At 44.9% G+C, this 16,546-nt stretch carries 14 protein-coding genes and 5 pseudogenes; 7 read left to right on the forward strand and 12 right to left on the reverse strand.

Going from position 1 to position 16,546, the window contains the following annotated elements; genetic code table 11:
- Window positions 1–451 precede the first annotated feature (451 nt).
- The 6 genes and pseudogenes from ESM_RS1000000127310 to ESM_RS01000000125515 form a co-directional block, all read right to left on the reverse strand.
- Window positions 452–562: pseudogene (locus ESM_RS1000000127310) on the reverse strand (tail fiber assembly protein); the annotation flags it as partial.
- Between the two features lie 19 nt (window positions 563–581).
- On the reverse strand, window positions 582–875 hold the full coding sequence (locus tag ESM_RS0121490) for a hypothetical protein (protein WP_000355360.1): 294 nt from the start codon (window positions 873–875) through the stop codon (window positions 582–584).
- A gap of 12 nt (window positions 876–887) precedes the next feature.
- On the reverse strand, window positions 888–1,166 hold the full coding sequence (locus ESM_RS0121495) for a hypothetical protein (protein ID WP_000654170.1): 279 nt from the start codon (window positions 1,164–1,166) through the stop codon (window positions 888–890).
- Window positions 1,163–2,377, reverse strand: coding sequence for a phage head spike fiber domain-containing protein (locus ESM_RS1000000129725; RefSeq protein WP_420315587.1), 1,215 nt, complete (start codon window positions 2,375–2,377; stop codon window positions 1,163–1,165). The genes ESM_RS0121495 and ESM_RS1000000129725 overlap by 4 nt, the downstream gene beginning before the upstream one ends.
- 443 nt (window positions 2,378–2,820) lie before the next feature.
- Window positions 2,821–3,184 (reverse strand): annotated as a pseudogene (locus ESM_RS1000000129730) (prophage tail fiber N-terminal domain-containing protein); the annotation flags it as partial.
- A gap of 59 nt (window positions 3,185–3,243) precedes the next feature.
- Window positions 3,244–4,728: pseudogene (locus ESM_RS01000000125515) on the reverse strand (phage tail tip domain-containing protein); the annotation flags it as partial.
- A 2-nt stretch (window positions 4,729–4,730) separates the two neighbouring features.
- On the opposite strand from ESM_RS01000000125515, the pseudogene ESM_RS1000000129250 reads away from it, so the two are divergent.
- The 6 genes and pseudogenes from ESM_RS1000000129250 to ESM_RS0121540 form a co-directional block, all read left to right on the forward strand.
- A pseudogene (locus tag ESM_RS1000000129250) lies at window positions 4,731–5,102 on the forward strand (hypothetical protein); the annotation flags it as partial.
- Window positions 5,103–5,973: 871 nt separating this feature from the next.
- Window positions 5,974–6,705, forward strand: a complete 732-nt coding sequence (locus tag ESM_RS0121520; RefSeq protein WP_000754865.1) for a helix-turn-helix domain-containing protein — start codon at window positions 5,974–5,976, stop codon at window positions 6,703–6,705.
- Window positions 6,706–6,768: 63 nt separating this feature from the next.
- The gene (locus ESM_RS01000000125530; protein WP_000145459.1) at window positions 6,769–7,065 is read left to right on the forward strand and encodes a hypothetical protein; all 297 of its coding nucleotides are present in this window, start codon (window positions 6,769–6,771) and stop codon (window positions 7,063–7,065) included.
- A gap of 35 nt (window positions 7,066–7,100) precedes the next feature.
- Window positions 7,101–8,327: a phosphoadenosine phosphosulfate reductase gene (locus ESM_RS0121530; protein ID WP_000017074.1), complete on the forward strand. Its 1,227-nt coding sequence runs from the start codon at window positions 7,101–7,103 to the stop codon at window positions 8,325–8,327.
- The gene (locus ESM_RS0121535; protein ID WP_000502832.1) at window positions 8,312–8,965 is read left to right on the forward strand and encodes an IbrB-like domain-containing protein; all 654 of its coding nucleotides are present in this window, start codon (window positions 8,312–8,314) and stop codon (window positions 8,963–8,965) included. The genes ESM_RS0121530 and ESM_RS0121535 overlap by 16 nt, the downstream gene beginning before the upstream one ends.
- Before the next feature lie 15 nt (window positions 8,966–8,980).
- Window positions 8,981–9,649 carry a hypothetical protein gene (locus ESM_RS0121540; protein WP_000954496.1) on the forward strand — a complete coding sequence of 223 codons (669 nt, stop codon included), beginning with the start codon at window positions 8,981–8,983 and terminating at the stop codon, window positions 9,647–9,649.
- 452 nt (window positions 9,650–10,101) lie between these two features.
- On the opposite strand, the gene ESM_RS0121545 is transcribed toward ESM_RS0121540, so the two are convergent.
- Entirely contained in the window at window positions 10,102–10,857 is a 756-nt protein-coding gene (locus tag ESM_RS0121545) for a substrate-binding domain-containing protein (RefSeq protein WP_000794180.1), read from the reverse strand.
- A 384-nt stretch (window positions 10,858–11,241) separates the two neighbouring features.
- On the opposite strand from ESM_RS0121545, the pseudogene ESM_RS1000000129735 reads away from it, so the two are divergent.
- Window positions 11,242–11,325, forward strand: a pseudogene (locus ESM_RS1000000129735) (hypothetical protein); the annotation flags it as partial.
- A gap of 32 nt (window positions 11,326–11,357) precedes the next feature.
- On the opposite strand, the gene ESM_RS0121550 reads toward ESM_RS1000000129735, so the two are convergent.
- The 5 genes from ESM_RS0121550 to ydaY form a co-directional block, all read right to left on the reverse strand.
- Window positions 11,358–12,056, reverse strand: coding sequence for a phage minor tail protein L (locus tag ESM_RS0121550; RefSeq protein WP_001152437.1), 699 nt, complete (start codon window positions 12,054–12,056; stop codon window positions 11,358–11,360).
- On the reverse strand, window positions 12,056–12,394 hold the full coding sequence (locus tag ESM_RS0121555) for a phage tail protein (RefSeq protein WP_000024051.1): 339 nt from the start codon (window positions 12,392–12,394) through the stop codon (window positions 12,056–12,058). The genes ESM_RS0121550 and ESM_RS0121555 overlap by 1 nt, the downstream gene beginning before the upstream one ends.
- Window positions 12,387–15,620 (reverse strand): phage tail tape measure protein, encoded by a 3,234-nt coding sequence (locus ESM_RS0121560; protein WP_000840616.1) that lies wholly within the window; start codon window positions 15,618–15,620, stop codon window positions 12,387–12,389. Before ESM_RS0121560 ends, ESM_RS0121555 begins: the two co-directional genes overlap by 8 nt.
- Before the next feature lie 165 nt (window positions 15,621–15,785).
- Window positions 15,786–16,040, reverse strand: coding sequence for a hypothetical protein (locus tag ESM_RS01000000125535; RefSeq protein WP_000387022.1), 255 nt, complete (start codon window positions 16,038–16,040; stop codon window positions 15,786–15,788).
- A 51-nt stretch (window positions 16,041–16,091) separates the two neighbouring features.
- Entirely contained in the window at window positions 16,092–16,451 is a 360-nt protein-coding gene (ydaY, locus tag ESM_RS0121570; protein ID WP_123057779.1) for a protein YdaY, read from the reverse strand.
- Window positions 16,452–16,546: the final 95 nt, after the last annotated feature.

Here is a 16,546-nt window from a genome sequence, read left to right on the forward strand (position 1 = left end):
TTATACACAAAATTATAGTTTGCAAATTTTAATAAATTTCATTTAAGATTAAATTATTATATGTATATTGTTTTTTATTTTAACGTATTTCAAAGTTACATTTTTTCAACGATTACCATGCTTTTTATTAACATAAACTCACTACAACGCACCTGAAACCTCTTGCTATATATATGTCAACCGTTTGAATTTAAAATAAAAAGAGTATCATTTTTACTTGCATTTCTTATCAAGTCACATTCAACAACAGTAAAAAAACATTATTAGAACCATTCAATTAACAAAAAACCAACATTCAGCTTGCTTAATTTTTCTTTATTAAACGATATTGAAAATCAATTGATAAAATACATCTAAACAACCTTTTGGGGCGCAAAAGCATAACATCAAACAAACAAATAACACACCGAAAAAACTCACAATTAATAACCTATGATATACATACTGTTTATTATGGTTGAATAAGCCACTCGATATCTGGTGCTACGGAAGTGTCCACACGGTTTAGCAACACCCGATACTTTTTCCTGGCTTCCAGCAACGGGGTTTCTTCCTCCGTTGCATATACAGCTCACCTTTTTTCACCCACGATTAACCAACAGCCAGACCAGCAGACACGCCACCACCGGCACAGCAAAATCCATCAGGCTTGCCACATCCCAAGCTCGCGGATCAAAACCGCCCCACCACGGCATATTCATACGCTTGCCATGTCCGAACATTTCAATCCAGCGATATTCTGCCTGGGTGTGTTCACGCGCAATGAAGAACGTACAACCAGCTATCGCTCCGTAAGCCCAGTTTCCGGTAAAAAGACCAACCAGTATCTGCGCAGCCACAGCACAAAGTGCATGAAGTAAGGGGCTTATATCCATTATTTCCTCCTTTCAGCTCCATTCCCGAAGCGGTGTTTCCAGCTCCACGACATAATCAGAGAATACAGAAACATCAAACAAGTCATCAAGAATGCGAATGTTGACAAAATAACCGTCATTCCGGATACAGACAGGTTCTCCCTCTTCAGTTACCCCTGTTTCTGTGTAGGTGAAACCAATTTCATCGACTAACAGTTTATTCTGGAGGTCTTCATCTTCCTCCCAGTCAAGAGATGACAGGAAGGATTTAAACTCTCTGTTTCCAGGAAATTTCAAAGTTAAATCTTTCATACTGCCTCCTTGATTTGCCTGTCATTTAATTCTTTAAACCAGACTCTGAAATTTCTGATGTGTCCAAACAAATGACGCGTTCCTGCTGCGGTCTGCCCACCAAACCGGTACGATGTTGCTGTAACTCCAAATATTTTACCATTAAGGTTTGTTGTATAATTACCATTGCATATTGCATTTACTGATAAATCAGATTTAGCTCTCACACCCACAATGAACCTTTCTCCATCTGAGGCAATTTGTGGCTGAACCATTCCTACGTTGGCGCTTATCTTTCCTGTTGAAACAAACCCCAGCGATAAATAATTATCATCAATACTGTGCCCTCCAACATCAAATATCCTTGGCGCAACATTGGGCGGTGTACTCCAGTTCCTGCTTACTTCGCACAATACCGTAAAAGGCCGTGTTGACAGGTTATTCTGCGATGGGATAGTAACCACATCACTTGCGCGTGTTGTTGGCATTGTAGTTACAATAAATGACGATGCCGTATTGCCCAGTTCAATTTGCGGCGTCGTCATGGTTAATGTTGAGTCATCATAGAATGGCTCATTACTTATTTTATTTGTCATATAAAAAGCACAGTTAACGGTATCAATGTCCGTATTAGCTGTATAAGTGGCCTCATAGTAGGTCCACTCGCCCTGTTGTTCAGCTTTGGCTGTTATAAGGGATGTATTACCGCTTACTGTTGCGATCCGGGTATCCAGATCAAGATAAGAGTCAGCAGAGAAGGTATCTGTTCCACCAATAATAACTGAAACTCTTAACCTGCATCGTGCTTTAGCGCCTTTAACCCGGCACGAAAAAGTGAAACATTCACCACTTGCCAGCGGGAATCTGTCTGCTGCAACCACACCATGCACAGTATAGCCACCTGTTGTTCCCACTATACTTTCCGTGGGTGTCACCGTGGCATAATTGAACCCCTGTTTATCAGTGCCAAATGTTTTATTCAGTGCGGAATGAACAGTCCATGAGTCTGGTTTATTTGAGTTCCTCAGATAATTTGTCCTCTGTCCTTCAATCAATAAGCCATCGCGCTCAAATCGCGGTTCATCAACTTCAGCAAGCTTGAGTTGGCCGGACTTATTAATATACGTTGCTGTTGAAGCACGTTTAAACTTAACAATCTTGTCGCCTGGCATTGTTATTTCATCGTCACCAATAACAATCTTTTTATATGATGGCGAAAACCCCGTAATCATATCCAGTGTATCGTTAAACGGTATCCATACATCAGGCAGCGGCGGCACTATATTCGCATAGGGCTCTGCAGTCACTTCCGCTGCGGCTTCTGCGCGGTCTGCCGCCTTTTCTGCTCGTGTCGCTGCCGACAGAGCCTCATCCTTTTTCTGCCCGGCCTTTGTTGCGTCTGCTGCGGCCTCCCGCGCTTTTGTGGTGGCGATTCCGGCATTTTCAGCGGCTGACTCTGCATTACGGCGGGAAGCCTCTTCACTGTCTGCGGAGGCTTCCTCTGACGCACGGGCATTTGTCTCTGAATGTTCTGCCGCTGTTGCTGCATTTTGTGCGGCTGTTTTTGAAGAAGCTGCCGCTTTCGCGCTGTTACCTGCATTCGTCTCTGATGTTTTCGCCGCGTTCCTGGACGATGCCGCTGCTGTTTCTGATTTCTTTGCTGCCGCTGCGCTCTGAGAGGCGGCTTCAGCGTTGCGTGCCGCCTCTTCCACCATCTTTTCAAAACGATACAGTGCCTCCGGACGAACATCATCTTCTGTTGCAGCGCCCAGAAAATCATTCAATGTCCCCGGCTTAGAATCCTCATACACGGTGATGGTCCCGGCATGTGAAGGCGGAAAACCTTCAACCAGCAGGGCGACGCTGTACTGGCCATACTCAACATCCATGCTGTAACGTCCGGCTTCATCCGGATTTTCTGAGGCCACCGTGTTCACCACAACTGTGGTGCTGTTACGTTTTGCTTTGAGCTGAATGGTGCAGTTCTGTATCGGTTTTCCTGCACCGTCTTTCAGCACACCTGAAATCTGTACTGCCATATTCACTCCACAAATAAAAAAGGCACCATTTCTGGTGCCCGAATTTGGGGTTTTAAAATTCAACTGATACTGATGCCGGCTGTTGATTTCTTCATCACGACAACAAGAAGGTCGCTGATACTGGTCGTTGGCGTCCAGTTATTTGCACCATATGAAGAAACATTGAAAGTCAGGGTGACATGGCCGTGTCCGGCAGGCATATCAATGACTGATGAAAATACCCTGCTGACATCCGTCGCGGGTTGCTGAAAGATTTCCTGTCCGTTCTTCAGCACCTGCAGCTTACAGGTTGAATACCAGTATGACTGTTGGTTGTTGCTGTTGAAGTTTTCATGCTTACCACCGCGAAACAGAACGGGGGGGATTACTATCTGACGGTCAAAAGCCTGGTCATCGTACACCGTGACCGTTATTGTACCGCTGGCATAACTGCTATTTCTCGGAAAGGCTTTTCCCACCGTTTTAACAATATCGCCTTCAATCTGGTTGGCTGACAGTTTTCCCAGAATCCGGCAGTTCTGATTAATCGTGACATTGTTGAGCGTCCCGGAGTTCGCGTTCACGTTACCGCTGATATCCGCATTTTTCGCCGTCAGCCGCCCGTCCGGTGTCAGGGAAAATGCCGGAGGATTACCGCCGCTGGTAATGGTGGGAGCCGTCAGATATTTCAGGAACACTTCATTCATAAATATCTGATCGCCCTGACCAACAAACATCGGCTTTGTATTGCCATTCGCAGGATTAATCATCGCAATCCTGTCCGCCGCCAGCAGCACCTGACTCTGCATACCGTCAGGGGTATTCTCAATACCGGCACCAATACCCGCGATATAAAGGCGTCCGTCCTGCATCTGCTGCAGCTTCACAGCCCACATGCTGTTCAGGTTATTATTTGTATCAACCTGAACCTTCTGTATCTGCTGGATCGCTGCACTCTGGTCTTCCAGTTTCTTATTGACGGTCTGCGTGATTTCATTGCTGACATCCGTAATGGACGTCCTGATTTCAGCCAGGTCAGGCGCAAGCTGACCGTTATCAATCTGCGTCCACAACTCCTGAGCCAGATGGGTTTTCCCTATCTCTCCTTTGAAAAAATCCAGATAGCCGGATGCATCATCACTCGGCTGGCCAACAGCCTCCACAAATGCCGATTTGCCAACGGTGTTCACACTGCGAATGTAAAAATAATAATCATGGCCCGGTTTGATATTGATACTAGCGGCTATCCAGTACAGCGCCGTACCAAGATAACGCGCGCTGGCTTCAACCTGCCTGATATCCGCAATCCGCTTTTCCGAGAACCAGAACTCAAACTGTACCGTCGGATCATAAACGGCAAGATGCGGCGTTGCGGTTATCTGAAAATAGCCCGGCGTCAGCTCAATCCGCGATGGCGCTGCCGGTGCGGCAATCCGGAACGATACCGACGCCGGATCCCCCTGCTGCCCCCACGCATTTACCGCCCGGACTGTCAGCCTGTAGTTCCCCAGCGCCAGTTGCCTGAAGCGGTATGTGGTTTCCGTCGTCCTGGCCGTGCTGACCAGAAGAAATGTCCGGTGAAATGCTGGTTCTGGTGCCGGAAAGGCTGGAGATGCTGAAGGTGTTGCGAAATACCTGCCCGGTGTACAGCGGATGCATACCTCTGTCGGACCTGGAAAGAACAGTCCGTATTACACTGAACAGAAACACAGCCCGTACCGGTAAATTCTGCCTGACGTCCGGACAACGACTGGCACTGAAGCGTCTTTCTGAGAGAGGAAGAGATCGTCCCCTGAACCTGAAACAAAGTGAGCGGGGGCTGTACTGGCATTATGCCCGGCTGGCAGAGAATGTGGGCGTCAGGGATTTCAGGATGCTGTTGATGACCGGGCTGGACCGGGAGGTTCATAAAATGGAAGACCGACAGTATGGACAGTGATTTTTTATCCGCAGAGAGACAGATGCATGCGTTCAGTAAGGGGAGCGTGGACCGTATTTTCTGTTGCTCTGTTGTTGTCTCTGACGAAAAAAACTCTGAACCGTGCGGTGATAGGGCGGGCTTTCGGAAGTTAAAGCTATGCTGCCTCGTGATTTCCGGTTTGCAGTGAACGTGACGATGGCCCTGCTGTCTGGATGTGATGGTACAACAACTATTTTACATGGGGAGTCAGACTGAAAGGATACTGAACCAGTTGATTGATACCGGTGCTGGATTTGACCAGGATGATTCTGGATCCGGATATTCTGTGTTGTTGTTCCTGAAGTGCTTCCCGAACAGTTATATAAAAATGGACAACAGTTTCACACAGGGCATTCTGAATAAAGATACACCCTGGTTGTTGTCGGACTGGCAGAGATGCAGGGTGTTACTATGGTAGGTGAAAGTGCGAAAATACAGGAATCAGTGAATTGTTTGTGTTTTCTGAAGGGAGATTGTCTGCAGGAATTTGAGAGAAGTCCGGAGAGGGGGAGTCCATTTTGTTGTAAATATAATTAAAGTCGATCATGTAATTAGTTGGTTATTGCTGAAAAAACGAAACTTGGTGTGTCTGGGTGATTCTTTGATTGCTATCAGTTAGTGTCATTTTTTCAAAAAAATATGAATTCATGTTGGCCGGGGCATAACGATAATATCCGGAGGCAGTGATGTAATCTTTGACGAGTGCATACATCAGGTTGTGTAAAATTGACAGAAAGATCGTTTGTTATACATGCCAGTCAGCACTCCTGATAATCCACTGACGTTGTTAGCGGATGATTTCTTACTGTGATAAAGTAAAATCAATTTTATTCTAAGGAGGAGCACTGGCGTGAAGAAGGTTTGTTCTATTATTCTTGTCAATATACCATTTTGTATTGCCGGAGCAGAAATAATTGAGCCTTTTAATAAAGGAGAGCTTTTGTTAATTGACTTCGTCGCGCGGGAGAGGTTTTTGCCATATATGAATTTTGTGTCAGAGATTTTTATCAGTGAGAAGTTATTGGCAAGTTACATGGAAAAACATGGTGACTTATCGGGAAAAGAAAGAGGGGGAAGTTCAGGGCTCATGCGTGTATCCTCTCCTGATTATGAGTTAATAAATTCTGTTTTTAGCTATATCAATACAAACTCCCTGCGTTCAGCTGCCTTTTATGAAATGATAATATTTTCATGTGTTTCTTTATTTTCAACGCAAAGAGGATTTGTTTCTTTTGTGTTAAAAACAGTGGGTTCAACAGTTCAAAAAGTGAAAAGAATTATATGCACGGATTTGTCAAAGGCATGGAAAATAAAAGAAGTGTGTGCGCTGATCCATATCAGTGAGAGCTTATTGAAGAAAAAACTGAAGGCAGAAAATTCGTCATTTTCCAGAATAATGTTAGACATGAGAATGCAGAAAGCACATTCTCTTATAAAAAGTGGTCACTCTGTTTCTCAAACCGCTGCTTTATGTGGCTATGCAAATGCATCGTATTTTATATGTCAGTTCAGAAAGTATTTTAAAACAACACCATTCAGATTCAGGGTTAAATTTGATAATAATAGTTTGAATGAGGAGTAATAAGTAATAACCGGATGCACGGATACTGATGTTGTTGGTTGCTTTTTATTGTCAGGTGTTTTTGTGACAGGTGAATTGTTTGCAGGGTATTCATTATCCTCCTGGTTCAGAGCGGGATACAAGGGGGGGGCTCCCTTTAACGATGAGAAAAAGTTAACCATTCTTTTTCTCTTGTTTGTTTTTCATGTAGGATACGGTAATTTATACACGGCATGTAAGATGATTGCGATAGCATTATCACTGAGAGACAGAATGAAGTTTAAAACTCAGACAACGTCAGGTTTTATGAGTTTTGTCACAATGATGGGACTCTGGTTTGTTGTATGGTTTGCTACTGGCTGGTTACATAATTATTATTAAGGATATTACAGGATAAGTATTTTATATCTGAATATATGTCGGGGACTATAATAAAAATCAGAACAGGTGAAAATGTTTTGTCAGCAACTATTCACCGCATTGAATGGCTGCTTGATACATTCCCTTCTGTCTGTTTGTCCTTTTCCGGAGGAAAGGACTCAACCGTACTCTTCCATCTTGTGGCGGATGTGGCCCGCAGGAAAAACCATCGTTTCTCTGTACTGTTCATTGACTGGGAAGCTCAGTACCAGTGCACCATTGAACATGTTCATAAGATGCGGGAAATGTACCGGGATGTGACAGATACCTTTTACTGGGTGGCCCTTCCCCTGACTACGGTAAACGGCGTCTCGCAGTTTCAGCCGGAGTGGATATGCTGGGAGCCAGGAGTGACCTGGGTTCGCCAGCCACCGGAAGAGGCCATTACAGACATGACGTATTTTCCCTTTTACCGGTATGCCATGACGTTTGAAGAATTTGTTCCGGCATTTTCTTCCTGGTTTGCCGGTAACCGGTGTGGAGTGGCAATACTGACTGGTGTCCGTGCTGATGAATCGCTCAATTGCTTTATGGGACTGGTATCTCAGCGCAAACTGAGATATGCAGATGATAAACCCTGGACCACAGCGTCGCCTGAAGGGTTTTATTACACCATGTATCCGTTATATGACTGGAAAGCCCGCGATATCTGGATATATAACGCCAGAACCTGTGCCATCTACAATCCTCTGTATGACCTGATGTACCGTGCCGGCGTGCCGTTACGCAACATGCGTGTCTGTGAACCTTTTGGTCCTGAACAGCGTAAGGGACTGTGGCTTTACCATGTTCTGGAGCCGGAAACCTGGGCCAGGATGTGTGAACGGGTGTCAGGGGCTGCCAGCGGGGCGCTTTATGCCAATGAGAGTGGTGCCTATTTTGCCCTGCGTAAGCGTATCACGAAGCCGCCTCATCATACCTGGCGTAGCTATGCGATGTTCCTGCTGGATGTGATGCCGGAAAGAACGGCAGAACATTACCGTAATAAAATTGCTGTCTACCTGCGCTGGTATCAGACGCGGGGCTTCCCGGATGACATCCCGGATGAACAGGAGAATGACCTGGGGAGCCGGGATATCCTGTCCTGGCGACGTATCTGTAAGACACTCATAAAGAATGATTTCTGGTGCCGGACCCTCTCCTTCAGTCCGAACAAACCCCGGCACTATGAACGTTATCTGCAGCGTATGAAAGAAAGAAGGAAGGAATGGGGGATTCTGTGACAGCGGAGATACTGGGTAACATGATTCGTCAGTATTTCAGTCAGGTACGAACTGAAGAAGAGACCATACAGGCTCTGAATCATCTGCGCAGGGTGCTTCATGAGGTCAGTCCTTTTGCACAGGAGCCTGTGGACTGTGTACTGTGGGTGAAAGCGGATGAGGTGGTGGCCAACGATTATAACCCCAATGTCATGGCACCGGGTGAGAAGAAACTGCTGAAGCAGTCACTGGAAAAAGATGGTTTCACACAGCCAGTGGTGGTGTCAGAGGAGAAGGAGCATTATCTGGTCGTGGATGGTTTTCATCGTCAATTACTGGGCAGGGAAGCAGATACGGGAAAACGTCTGAAGGGCTGGTTGCCAGTGACTTGTATTAATCCGGAAAGAAAGGGACAGGCCTCACGCATTGCTGCAACCATCCGACATAACCGGGCCAGGGGGAAACACCAGATAACCTCAATGTCTGACATTGTCAGGGACCTCTCGCGTCTGGGCTGGACAGATGAGCGTATTGGCACAGAGTTGGGTATGGACCAGGATGAAGTGCTGAGACTGAAACAGATTAGTGGGCTGACGGAGCTGTTTCATGGAGAGGATTTCAGCCCTGCATGGACTGTGTCGGATAAAACAAAAAGCTAAAGGATACAGGATTACATGTTGACAGATATCACGGTTCTTATTCTAAATATTATAGAAAAATGGGGTGTGCAAGGAATATTGGGAATAGTTCTTGTTTTTTTAGCATATCGCTGGATTAATTCTGGTAATATTTATTTTATTTTTCTGTTTTTTTCAGGGGTAAGAAAGAAAAACAGGCTGAAACATATCATGAATGAAAAACACACATCACCCGAAACCTATGCTCGGGTACTACTGGAATTAAGGCAGCAAGATAATATGTGGCTGACAGGGATGCAGACGCCGACGCTTGCAAATATTGCTATGGAGTTAACAAAGCAAAATAATCTGCGCACGCGTTATTTTTATAACTGGAGGCGGTGGTTAACAGAAAATAAAGGTGTCGTTGTTTTTGATGAGAAGAAATACAATAATGCACGAAAAGAACATTATGCAATGAGTTTTATCGGTATGTTAAATGCCTTGATAATAAGTCTGGAGATATATCTACGTTTTAAACTGTCTCTGGTATACATGCCTTATGTTGTGTTTGTTAATATCTTTATATTTATGGGGGTGATGGTTTTTATTTCATGGGTTCCCGGGGTGAAGTTTACAGTAAAAATGAAATCTTATATAGAAAAGTATAATTCAGTACTCTTGTCAGAGTTGAGTAAGAAGCCTGGTGAAACCAGCTTAAATTAATGATTGCATGGCTGCAAGAACATTCTTATTAAATAAAAGTTTTCCTTAGGTGGGCGTGTATTCGTATTATGCTATCAGGAGAAGAGAGGGTAAGCATTGTCACTATCGGTTATTTAGAATTCTGATCTGTCACTATGATCCTTTATATCGTTCTGTCGGATCTATTTGCTGACAAGATAGTATATCCATTATTATAATTGCAGACGGAATGCCTGGAGCACACAGGATACGGAGCCAGTTTCTTCCAGAGTGAGGCAAGTGGCGCGCAGGTTTGCGCTCGTATAAGCGCGGCTCCCGGGGATTGCTGATTATTTTTTACTATTTAATATTGCTGGCGCGGACACTTTATGTGTTACCGAAGTATGTGATCAGCAATTCTCGCAGAGAAGTAATAATGCCAGTTTTTCCACTCAGGTCTGGCATTATTACTGTCAGTTGTTTAACTCTTATATTTATCCTTTTTTGGTCCAGCCATACTTTTTGAATACAAGGGCTGCTTCATCAGTTTGCAACCATGCTGCAAACTGGCGTGTTCCCGCATCTGCATCCTGACGTACAGCAATATTCATATCTCGCCAGATAACATAGTCCGGTGATATTTCAACTACATCTCCAATATCCGGGTGACTGGCTGCCCAGTCTGCCCAGGTAATCCAGACATCTGCCTCGGGTTGAGTTTCCAGTGCCTTACGAGCTGTTCCGCTATTAGGTGCATATAAGATGATGTTTTTCCGGATACCAGCGACTGTTTCTATATTGCCTTTACGTCCGGCAATATCTTCCCAGACTCCTGTTCCTGATGTATTACTGGTGCCTCCGCCATCATTAACGATGACTCCAGTACCAGGTTTTGTCAGATCATCAATTCCCCGGATTTTTTTCGGATTACCTTTTTTTACCAGTAAGATACTTTTACGCAGGTAAAGCGGCTGAACATCCTTCTCACTGAATCTATCTTTATGCTCCCGAATAATCGCCAAAGCAGATTGCTCGGAAGATCCAAACAAAATGTCTGCATTTTTTTTGGCCTCTTCATTCCATTTTTTTTGTGGGCCATAATGAACATTAACCGTGACACCGGTTTTTTTAGTATAAAGTTTGGCAGCATCGAGCAGAGCAGTGTGTGGACCTCCTGGCCCATATAAGTTGATATCCGCATATGCAGCAGAAGACATAAAAATCAAAAATCCTGTCAGCATGTTTTTCATAAACAACACCCTTATTGGATATTATGTTCGTTGAAACATGTAAAACATTGCGTGTAAATCAATGTATATGCATTAACTAAACTTAATTGCTTCATAGCTGATAAATCCACATTGTTTAATTGTCCGCATGTTCTCCTTATTGAAACTTCATTAAAGATCGGATTTTTATATTGTATTCACACTCAAAATAAACAAACCTTACATTATGATTACATTTTTGTCATGATTCTGCCATTTACGCTTCATTGGCTGAATTCTTATCAAGAAAAAGATTAAGCCTACATATTAATATATGAGGGAAGGATATTCCCCTGCTGATTTACCGCCATGTATCTGGCCGTTTGGTTTAAAATAGAGGTATGAAATGTGGGTTAAGATTCGATGGTCAGTAGGGGCTGCCTTCACAAAGTCACAACGACAATCAGCAATAATCACGCAATGATGGTCATTGAGGATTTGAAGGTCAGCCAGAATCGCTGATTCTGTCTGTGTCATGGGATTTACTGCGAAAGTTTGTTAATGGAAAGGAAGCCGCCAAAGTTGCCGACGTTATTGCGAAACTTACAGCCGCTCAGGCATTTGCTGCATTTATCCTTCGTGATATCGGACGTCGGCTGGTCATATTCATCCGCGACTGCCGGACCGTGATAACCGCACTCATCGCCGCGATAGGTCCAGGTGCAGGTGTTGGCCAGCATGATACGTCCCGGAAAAACAGCGCCGTCCGTTTCCGTCGGCGTGGACAGTACAAAAGAGGCACTCACCGCGCTCAGTTCGCTGCACTGCTCGATGCGCCAGCGGCTGATCACCTCCTGCTCCGGATCGGCGTCACTGTTTCCGTTGACGAAGTTCACCGCATCCAGAAAACGGGCGTAAACCTTACGCCGGACCACCGTTCCGCCGACCAGACTCTGCAGATCTTCCGCCATCCCGGTGACCATACCGTACAGGTTAGAAACCGTCAGCGTGGGGCGCGTACTGGTGCCTTTGCCATTCAGTTCAAAACCACTCCCCTGAATGGGATACGGCTGATACTGTCGCCCCTGCCAGGTGACCGGCTCACCTTTTTCGTTCTGCTCATTACAGAAAAAATAACGTTCTCCACCGACCTCTGTCAGGTCGATTTCCCAGAGCACCACGCTGGCCGACTGCTCCGCACGAATGCATTCATTCAGCGTTTCCTGTTGTATGTCCTGCATCAGATCACCACTTCGTCAAACTGACACGAAAAATCGGTATAGGTGATATGTTCTGTCGCTGACCACGTTCGACACACCACTCTGATTTTTCTGTTAATACCCGGCGGGCGCCAAAAAAAAGATTTATAGCCTTCATGCCGGGCTAAAAATTTTTCAAATGAATCACGTTCATTCGCCTCAACTTTGAAATCACAGGTGAAAACGCGCAGAGAATGATTAAGTCCATTTGGACTTCGTTGCTCATAACCATCACCAAATCTTACAGTTTTTATCGATGGTTTATTTTCTGTTTTCATTCCATCCTCTGGTAACCAGTGAAATTCTTCCGTATTAGCCACTTAACATTCCCCCATCACGTCGCATATTTAACAGATTGCCCTGCACCCGCTGATCAACCATCCCCATAAGTGCTTTTATTGCCTGAGGGCCAATCTCTCCATTCTGGCCGTCATTTTGAATAGTGATTTGGTATACAGGGGCATAGGTAATATCTCCGCCTCCATTACCACTTTTACTATTAATAGCTCTGACACCAAGAGAACCATCGGAAGTTCGTGTTAATGGCATAATGGCTTCCGGTCCAGCCTCACCAAAAACACCAGCCCCTTTTGCAAAAGCAAAAAATTGCGGGGAATCATAAATACCGTTCGAATACGTGCTCAATGACGGAGACTCATAAACACCGCCCTTTGCATTCGGAATAAATTTACTAATAGCACTCCCGATAGTTCCTAAAATCCCCCCAGAAGAACTGTTACTAATGCTGTCGAAAATCCCAGTAATTGAAGCCTTTAATGCTATTCGACTAAGATCCGAAATCACGGAAGTAGCGAAAGAACGAAAATTTGCCTTGCCTGTCGTGACAAAATCACCCAGCGCATCGGTCATTCCATCAAACATCTGAGTCGTGGTTGATTTTATCTGCTCACTGATATCCTTAGTGTCATCCAGCCAGTTATTGAATCCCTGGGAGGCACCACTAACCCAGTCTCCTGCCTGAATATCGAGCTGCTCGTTTTTCTGTCTGACAATTTCTTTTTCCCGTTCCAGAGCATCATTCAGAGCCTGCATTTTCTCTTGAAAAACATGATCTGACATTCCACGGGATTTATCTGCATAGTCACGTTCAAGTTGCAGACGCTGATTGTTATATCCATGTTCAATCCGCAGTAATTCCTGCTGGCGTTGCTGATTTTTATCGCCAACCCCATAACCAGCAATCTGAATATCATACCCCTGCTGACGATTATCAATCGAAGCCTGCAATGAATCACGCCATGCTGTTATTTCGGCGGATTCCTTGATTAGCCTGTTATTTTTTTCAATCGCAACATTTTTCTCCATCAACGTGGTTATTTCTTCCCGGTGTAAGAGAAGCGATTTCTGATCCTGGGTTAATTTCGATGATGGTCGTGACTCTAGGTCGGCAATCCGCTGACGCCACTTAACCAGTTCCTGTTCAGAGGAACTTAATTTAACGGTCAACTCAGCTTGTGAACTTAGTAACGCATTCTGTTGATTCAGATGATCAATCATTCGTTGGGCTGCATCATCAGAATAATCTTTCGCCTTTGGTTGCTTTGGATCTTTATAACGCTCATTTATTTGAGCGATAAGATTATTATATTCTTCCTTTGAATACTGATTCTTTAGCTTTTCCAGTTTTGCAAGTTCACTAGCTCTCTGCTGCTCCCGGGTCTGATATTGTTTTGAAAAGGCATCTGCTCTCTGTCTGAGTTCAATTCCTTCCTGTTGTCGCTTGTTGTAATCGTTTATTGATGAATTTAGTACGTCCTGAGCAATTTTTTCTGCTTGAAGTACGCCCAATTGCTGCTTTAATCGTGCCAGCCTTTTATTTTGAGCTCCGCCATCTCCAATGCCACCTAACCCGAAAACTCCGGGTCGGGTATTTTTTTCTATTTCATCAATTTGACGGAGAACATCTGAGATTTTTTGATCAAGGGAGGCCTCACGGCCAATATCCAGCATGGAATCCCATGCCCATTTTGCGGAGTCTGCGACAGCTTTCCATGCAGTCTCAAGATAACCAAGATTTTCTTTAATCTGGTTGGTGCGCTGGATCATTGAGGATGAGTATTCTTCTGTCGCAATGCGGGCGGCCTCCTGCTGGTTCCCTTCATCCTGTAGCGCCTTAATCTGGTTATAAGTCGCAAGTGTCAGAAAATGGTACTGATCATTAAGTTTTGATATGGCACTGACAGGATCCTTTGCAATTTCATTGAAGTCATTAACCAGTTGTTCGGTTGATATTCCTGTTACTTCGCTCGTTTTTACTATCGCTGTCGTCACTTGCTCCAGCGAACTGCTCGCTACCTTTCCCGAACGCACAAGCTGATTTAATACTGCCGCCGCAGCACCAGTTGTCGAATCAGCCGCATTCCCGGCACGTTGAGCTATATCGCCCAATTGCCCGCTGGTTGTCCCCAACTGATTTCCGGTAAGAATAAGAGATTTATTAAATTCGTCCTGCTCCTGAGAGCCTTTATAGTAAGCCAGTCCTAAGACCCCAACGGCTGCTGCGGCCAGGGTAAAAGGATTAATTAATCCCAGCACATAAGAACCTACACCTTTGATCGCCGGGCCAATCCCACCGAACATATCTTTTAGCTGGCCGCCCTGCTGCATTAACACCATAAATGGCGACTGACCAGTGGACAACCCAACAACAATATCCGTCATTTGTGCAGGCAACATGCGCATAGCAAAAGCCGTTTGTTTTGCCGACATTCCGGTTTTGCTTAATTGTGATTGAGTAACCTCAAGCTCACTCCGCATAGCACGAAGTTTTCCAGAAAGCTCCTCATACATTTCAGGAGAAAGCATCCCCTTAGCTTTTGCTTCATTGAGCTGTTTCTGTTGTTCTACCAGACGATTAAAAGCAGTTCCGACAGGATCAAGTTGAGCAATCAGACGTTGCAAAGCAACAACCTGTTCATCATGCGCTTTTGCTGCTTCTCGCTCTGCCTGAGCCTCTCCAGTAAGCTCTCGCCGTGTTTCCTGTATTTTTCGGCTATAATTCTCAAACTGAGAACCATTTATTTTCCCGGATGCAAACGCAGCATTAAGTTCATCATGCTGTTGTTCAAGATTTCTTAGCGCCGCAGCCAGAGGGTCGATCTTGTCCAGCATTCTTTGAAAGGCCTGAGCCTGCGCTTCCTGCTGGGCGGCAGCAAGTTTTCCGGCCTTCTCGGCTTCTCTCTGCGCTTGCGCAACCCCGCTCAATTCCTCTGTGGTTTCATTAAGTTTACGGACAAGAAATTCATATTCTTCTTTATCAATAAGCCCTTTATCGAAAAATTTCTTTAATTCAGAATAGCGTCGACCGACAGTATCAATTGCGGCACCAACTGGATCAATAGCTGCTTTTAATTTTGCGAGCGCGTTCTTCTCATCTTCTGTTGCCTTAGTCACTTTCCCTGCGCTATTTGCAGCAGTTTCCCCAGCCTGCGTCATTTTGACTAATGAGGAGGTCAGATTGTCAGCATTATTTTTCGCTCCAGTGCTATCAATAATTATTGCGAGACGCGAGGTTTGCTCTGCCATTTATTAAAACTCCTGACAACAAAAAACCCACCGCGAAGTGGGTTTCAGGCGACATAATAGTAGATATAGCGATTACGAGGCCACGCAATGCTTTTCTCCAGGAGCATCATCGATTTAATTAAAGACACCATCACATCTCTGTAACAGAGTGTACGTAATTAACAACTACACACACTGCTCCTGAAAATACTGGTCATCCAGTGCAAAGATCACTGCTTCAAATTCATCGCGCTCAATCAATACCGGATGAGTGGCTAAATATTCATTTATCTCTGTCAGAGATAAAGGCAAAGGCACCCCAGCCATTCCAGCATAACGTCGGGCACGGGATATTACCGAATAGGCGTACAACAACTCCTTAAGCACCGGGTCTATTTCTGGTTCCGGTATCGGTGGCAACCTGAGTTTTTCCGCTTCCATCTTGCCTTTTCCCCCTTTCTCCCCCGAACTCCGATAACCACCGCTGGGCAGCTATGGCTTTTTTATCGTATCCTGCTTCTGCTGCTCTTTACCCTGGGCGATGCTGGCTGCTTCTGCAAGGATCTGCCAGTACAAATCTGGATTCTGCTTAAGCAGCGCGATCCCTCGTTCTGCCGTATATTCCAGTGCAACCTCAACACCATTAACCAGTTCACCAACCCCTTTCCAGTCTTTCAGCAGATAACGAGCGGCATTATCAATGAGTAAATCATCAACAGAATCCACCTCGGAAACCTTTGAAATATCAAACTCCTTCGTTCCGACGTGCAAACTGGCATCCATTTTCTCAATGTGGCGACGGATTAATGCATTACGGGAGCGATACTGATCGTTATCGCTGCTTGCCACCAACAGTTTTAACCCGTCTACAGGTTTTAAGTCCTTCATTGGCGTAAACCAGCGTTCTCCACCAATGAGAATTTTCTGATTAAGAATAAACATCCATA

The organism is Escherichia sp. TW09308, from assembly GCF_000208565.1.
GTDB classification, from domain to species: Bacteria; Pseudomonadota; Gammaproteobacteria; order Enterobacterales; family Enterobacteriaceae; genus Escherichia; species Escherichia marmotae.

Excerpts from the sequence above, each read along its gene's own strand:
- ESM_RS0121545 (WP_000794180.1), bottom strand. The coding sequence starts at position 10,857 with ATGAAAAACATGCTGACAGGATTTTTGATTTTTATGTCTTCTGCTGCA.
- ESM_RS0121550 (WP_001152437.1), bottom strand. The coding sequence starts at position 12,056 with ATGCAGGACATACAACAGGAAACGCTGAATGAATGCATTCGTGCGGAG.
- ESM_RS0121530 (WP_000017074.1), top strand. The coding sequence starts at position 7,101 with ATGTCGGGGACTATAATAAAAATCAGAACAGGTGAAAATGTTTTGTCA.
- ESM_RS0121560 (WP_000840616.1), bottom strand. The coding sequence starts at position 15,620 with ATGGCAGAGCAAACCTCGCGTCTCGCAATAATTATTGATAGCACTGGA.
- ESM_RS01000000125535 (WP_000387022.1), bottom strand. The coding sequence starts at position 16,040 with ATGGAAGCGGAAAAACTCAGGTTGCCACCGATACCGGAACCAGAAATA.
- ESM_RS0121490 (WP_000355360.1), bottom strand. The coding sequence starts at position 875 with ATGGATATAAGCCCCTTACTTCATGCACTTTGTGCTGTGGCTGCGCAG.
- ESM_RS0121540 (WP_000954496.1), top strand. The coding sequence starts at position 8,981 with ATGTTGACAGATATCACGGTTCTTATTCTAAATATTATAGAAAAATGG.
- ESM_RS1000000129725 (WP_420315587.1), bottom strand. The coding sequence starts at position 2,377 with ATGATTACGGGGTTTTCGCCATCATATAAAAAGATTGTTATTGGTGAC.
- ESM_RS0121535 (WP_000502832.1), top strand. The coding sequence starts at position 8,312 with ATGGGGGATTCTGTGACAGCGGAGATACTGGGTAACATGATTCGTCAG.
- ESM_RS0121495 (WP_000654170.1), bottom strand. The coding sequence starts at position 1,166 with ATGAAAGATTTAACTTTGAAATTTCCTGGAAACAGAGAGTTTAAATCC.